Genomic DNA, 5364 nt, shown 5'->3' with positions numbered 1-5364 from the left:
GCGTGTGTTGTTTGAGAACTCAACAGTGTGCCGATTTAAGCCAGTAGAGCTTGAATGATAGAACCCCGATGTGGGTTCCTTTGAGATGAATTGATGCCAGTTTTGGTGTCTGTTTGTCAGGCAGCACTCTAAATCATCTTTGGAGAGTTTGATCCTGGCTCAGGACGAACGCTGGCGGCGTGCTTAACACATGCAAGTCGAGCGGTAAGGCCCTTCGGGGTACACGAGCGGCGAACGGGTGAGTAACACGTGGGTAATCTGCCCTATACTCTGGGATAAGCCTTGGAAACGAGGTCTAATACCGGATATGACTCTCCACCGCATGGTGGGGGGTGGAAAGTTCCGGCGGTATGGGATGAACCCGCGGCCTATCAGCTTGTTGGTGGGGTAGTGGCCTACCAAGGCGACGACGGGTAGCCGGCCTGAGAGGGCGACCGGCCACACTGGGACTGAGACACGGCCCAGACTCCTACGGGAGGCAGCAGTGGGGAATATTGCACAATGGGCGCAAGCCTGATGCAGCGACGCCGCGTGAGGGATGACGGCCTTCGGGTTGTAAACCTCTTTCAGCAGGGACGAAGCGCAAGTGACGGTACCTGCAGAAGAAGCACCGGCTAACTACGTGCCAGCAGCCGCGGTAATACGTAGGGTGCGAGCGTTGTCCGGAATTATTGGGCGTAAAGAGCTCGTAGGCGGTTTGTCGCGTCGGCCGTGAAAACCTGCAGCTTAACTGTGGGCCTGCGGTCGATACGGGCAGACTTGAGTTCGGTAGGGGAGACTGGAATTCCTGGTGTAGCGGTGAAATGCGCAGATATCAGGAGGAACACCGGTGGCGAAGGCGGGTCTCTGGGCCGATACTGACGCTGAGGAGCGAAAGCGTGGGGAGCGAACAGGATTAGATACCCTGGTAGTCCACGCCGTAAACGGTGGGTGCTAGGTGTGGGGACCATTCCACGGTTTCCGTGCCGTAGCTAACGCATTAAGCACCCCGCCTGGGGAGTACGGCCGCAAGGCTAAAACTCAAAGGAATTGACGGGGGCCCGCACAAGCGGCGGAGCATGTGGATTAATTCGATGCAACGCGAAGAACCTTACCTGGGCTTGACATGCACTGGAAACCGGTAGAGATATCGGCCCCCTTGTGGCCGGTGTACAGGTGGTGCATGGCTGTCGTCAGCTCGTGTCGTGAGATGTTGGGTTAAGTCCCGCAACGAGCGCAACCCTCGTTCCATGTTGCCAGCGCGTAATGGCGGGGACTCATGGGAGACTGCCGGGGTCAACTCGGAGGAAGGTGGGGATGACGTCAAGTCATCATGCCCCTTATGTCCAGGGCTTCACACATGCTACAATGGCCGGTACAGAGGGCTGCGAGACCGTGAGGTGGAGCGAATCCCTTAAAGCCGGTCTCAGTTCGGATCGGGGTCTGCAACTCGACCCCGTGAAGTCGGAGTCGCTAGTAATCGCAGATCAGCAACGCTGCGGTGAATACGTTCCCGGGCCTTGTACACACCGCCCGTCACGTCACGAAAGTCGGTAACACCCGAAGCCCATGGCCCAACCCGCAAGGGGGGGAGTGGTCGAAGGTGGGACTGGCGATTGGGACGAAGTCGTAACAAGGTAGCCGTACCGGAAGGTGCGGCTGGATCACCTCCTTTCTAAGGAGCACCTGCCATCACCTTCGGGTGGTGGGAGACCACGCTGCCAGCGAATGCCTGGTGGGTGGCGCTCATATGCTGTGGAACTACTGGACGAGCGAACGCTCCTCGGTGTCGGTCAGGGCTGCCAGTACTGCCGCTGTTCTTCGGAACGGTGTGCGTGGAACGCGGATGGTCGATGGTGGTGAGTGGTGAGTGTGTCGGTACACTGTTGGGTCCTGAGACAACACCCGTGAGGGTTTGCTCAGTGTCAGGGCCAGGGCGTCGATCAGACCGCCGCGTGGTGCGCGGGTCCGGTGGTCGTGGATGTGTTCTGGTGTCTGGTTGGTGTTTGAGAACTGTACAGTGGATGCGAGCATCTTTGTTGTAAGTGTGTAAGGGCATACGGTGGATGTCTAGGCATCAGGGGCCGATGAAGGACGTGGGAGACTGCGAAATGCCTCGGGGAGCTGTCAACCGAGCTGTGATCCGAGGATGTCCGAATGGGGAAACCCGGCACCAGTCATGTGGTGTCACCCGCACCTGAATATATAGGGTGTTGGGGGGGAACGCGGGGAAGTGAAACATCTCAGTACCCGTAGGAAGAGAAAACAACCGTGATTCCGTGAGTAGTGGCGAGCGAAAGCGGAAGAGGCTAAACCGTCGTCGTGTGATACCCGGCAGGGGTTGCGGTGGCGGGGTCGTGGGACCTTTCGGTCGGTTCTGCCGGACTGGCGCAGAGTAAGAAAACCATGTGTTAGGTGAACGTCTTGGAACGGGCGGCCGTAGAGGGTGAGAGCCCCGTAAGCGAAAACATGTGGTCTCTGGAGAGTGTTCCCAAGTAGCAGCGTACTCGTGAAATTCGCTGTGAATCTGGCGGGACCACCCGCTAAGCCTGAATACTTCCTGATGACCGATAGCGGACTAGTACCGTGAGGGAAAGATGAAAAGTACCCCGGGAGGGGAGTGAAAGAGTACCTGAAACCGTGTGCCTACAAGCCGTCAGAGCCTTGAGGGGTGATGGCGTGCCTTTTGAAGAATGAGCCTGCGAGTTAGTGCTGCGTGGCGAGGTTAACCCGTGTGGGGTAGCCGTAGCGAAAGCGAGTCCGAAGAGGGCGGTTGAGTCGCGTGGTCTAGACCCGAAGCGGAGTGATCTACCCATGGCCAGGGTGAAGCGACGGTAAGACGTCGTGGAGGCCCGAACCCACCAGGGTTGAAAACCTGGGGGATGAGCTGTGGGTAGGGGTGAAAGGCCAATCAAACTCCGTGATAGCTGGTTCTCCCCGAAATGCATTTAGGTGCAGCGTCGTGTGTTTCACCTCGGGGGTAGAGCACTGGATGGTCTAGGGGGCCTACAAGCTTACCGAAATCAACCAAACTCCGAATACCGGGGTGTGAGAGCGCGGCAGTGAGACTGCGGGCGATAAGGTTCGTAGTCGAGAGGGAAACAGCCCAGAACACCAGCTAAGGCCCCTAAGTGTGCGCTAAGTGGGAAAGGATGTGGGGTCGCCCAGACAACCAGGAGGTTGGCTTAGAAGCAGCCACCCTTGAAAGAGTGCGTAATAGCTCACTGGTCAAGTGGTCCTGCGCCGACAATGTAGCGGGGCTGAAGCGCACCGCCGAAGCTGTGTCACTCACACAAATACATCGCTGTCGTCCTTGAGATGACAGCCAGTGGTGTGGGTGGGTAGGGGAGCGTCGTGCAGCCGTGGAAGCCGCGGAGTGATCCAGTGGTGGAGGCTGTGCGAGTGAGAATGCAGGCATGAGTAGCGATAGGCGAGTGAGAATCTCGTCCGCCGAATGACCAAGGGTTCCTGGGCCAGGCTGTTCCGCCCAGGGTAAGTCGGGACCTAAGGCGAGGCCGACAGGCGTAGTCGATGGACAACGGGTTGATATTCCCGTACCCGTGTGGACGCGTCCCTGGTGAGGCCGGTGATACTAACCGCCCAAGGGTGTGGATGTCTTCGGACTGAATCATCTGAGCGCGGGATCTGATCCGGTAGTAGCCAAGCGATGGGGTGACGCAGGAGGGTAGCTCCGCCAGCAGTTGGTGTCTGGTGTAAGCGTGTGGCCCGAGCGATAGGCAAATCCGTCGCTCATGAGGGTGAGGCGTGATGCGTAGCCGAGTGAGGCGAAGTAGAGTGATCCCATGCTGCCGAGAAAAGCCTCTAGCGAGTGTCCGTGCGGCCCGTACCCCAAACCGACACAGGTGGTCAGGTAGAGAATACCGAGGCGTTCGGGTGAACTGTGGTTAAGGAACTCGGCAAAATGCCCCCGTAACTTCGGGAGAAGGGGGGCCGTCTGGCTTGAAGCTCCGTTGCGGGCTAGGGCTGGGTGGCCGCAGAGACCAGCGAGAAGCGACTGTTTACTAAAAACACAGGTCCGTGCGAAGTCGCAAGACGATGTATACGGACTGACGCCTGCCCGGTGCTGGAACGTTAAGAGGACGGGTTAGCTCTTCGGGGCGAAGCTCAGAATTTAAGCGCCAGTAAACGGCGGTGGTAACTATAACCATCCTAAGGTAGCGAAATTCCTTGTCGGGTAAGTTCCGACCTGCACGAATGGCGTAACGACTTCTCGACTGTCTCAACCACAGGCCCGGCGAAATTGCACTACGAGTAAAGATGCTCGTTACGCGCGGCAGGACGGAAAGACCCCGGGACCTTTACTATAGCTTGGTATTGGTGCTTGGTTCGGTTTGTGTAGGATAGGTGGGAGACTGTGAAGCGCTCACGCCAGTGGGTGTGGAGTCGTTGTTGAAATACCACTCTGATCGTACTGAGTGTCTAACCTCGGACCGTGATCCGGTTCAGGGACAGTGCCTGGTGGGTAGTTTAACTGGGGCGGTTGCCTCCCAAAGGGTAACGGAGGCGCCCAAAGGTTCCCTCAGCCTGGTTGGCAATCAGGTGTTGAGTGCAAGTGCACAAGGGGGCTTGACTGTGAGACTGACAGGTCGAGCAGGGACGAAAGTCGGGACTAGTGATCCGGCACTGGCTGGTGGAAGCGGTGTCGCTCAACGGATAAAAGGTACCCCGGGGATAACAGGCTGATCTTGCCCAAGAGTCCATATCGACGGCATGGTTTGGCACCTCGATGTCGGCTCGTCGCATCCTGGGGCCGGAGTAGGTCCCAAGGGTTGGGCTGTTCGCCCATTAAAGCGGTACGCGAGCTGGGTTTAGAACGTCGTGAGACAGTTCGGTCCCTATCCGCCGCGCGCGTTGGAGACTTGAGGAAGGCTGTCCCTAGTACGAGAGGACCGGGACGGACGAACCTCTGGTGTGCCAGTTGTCCCGCCAGGGGCATGGCTGGTTGGCTACGTTCGGAAGGGATAACCGCTGAAGGCATCTAAGCGGGAAGCTCGTTCCAAGATGAGGTCTCCCGCCCCCTTTGAGGGGTTAAGGCCCCCAGCTAGACCACTGGGTTGATAGGCCAGAGATGGAAGCCTCGTGAGGGGTGGAGTTGACTGGTACTAATAGGCCGAGGGCTTACAACGAAGAGGCTACGCATCCACTGTACGGTGTCTGAGACACCAACCACCCCCACCCCCCAGACCATGTCATGTGTGGTCTTGGTTGTGGTGGGGTCGAGGTTGATGATGTGTTTCATAGTGTTACGGCGGTCATAGCGGTGGGGAAACGCCCGGTCCCATCCCGAACCCGGAAGCTAAGCCCACCAGCGCCGATGGTACTGCACTCGTGAGGGTGTGGGAGAGTAGGACGCCGCCGGACTCA

At 58.2% G+C, this 5364-nt stretch carries 3 rRNA genes; all 3 read left to right on the top strand.

Annotated elements, in window-relative coordinates:
* The first annotated feature begins 136 nt into the window (after nt 1-136).
* Nucleotides 137-1654 (top strand): 16S ribosomal RNA (locus CLV40_RS36895).
* Nucleotides 1655-2018: 364 nt separating this feature from the next.
* Nucleotides 2019-5126 (top strand): 23S ribosomal RNA (locus tag CLV40_RS36890).
* A gap of 118 nt (nt 5127-5244) precedes the next feature.
* Nucleotides 5245-5361, top strand: a 5S ribosomal RNA gene (rrf, locus tag CLV40_RS36885).
* Together the 16S, 23S and 5S rRNA genes form the textbook arrangement of a ribosomal RNA operon.
* Nucleotides 5362-5364: the final 3 nt, after the last annotated feature.

Origin of the sequence: Actinokineospora auranticolor, from assembly GCF_002934265.1 — a bacterium.
In the GTDB taxonomy this organism is placed as follows: Bacteria; Actinomycetota; Actinomycetes; order Mycobacteriales; family Pseudonocardiaceae; genus Actinokineospora; species Actinokineospora auranticolor.
Note: the sequence above shows the minus strand (reverse complement) of the source record. Positions and strands in the feature narration are given on the sequence as shown.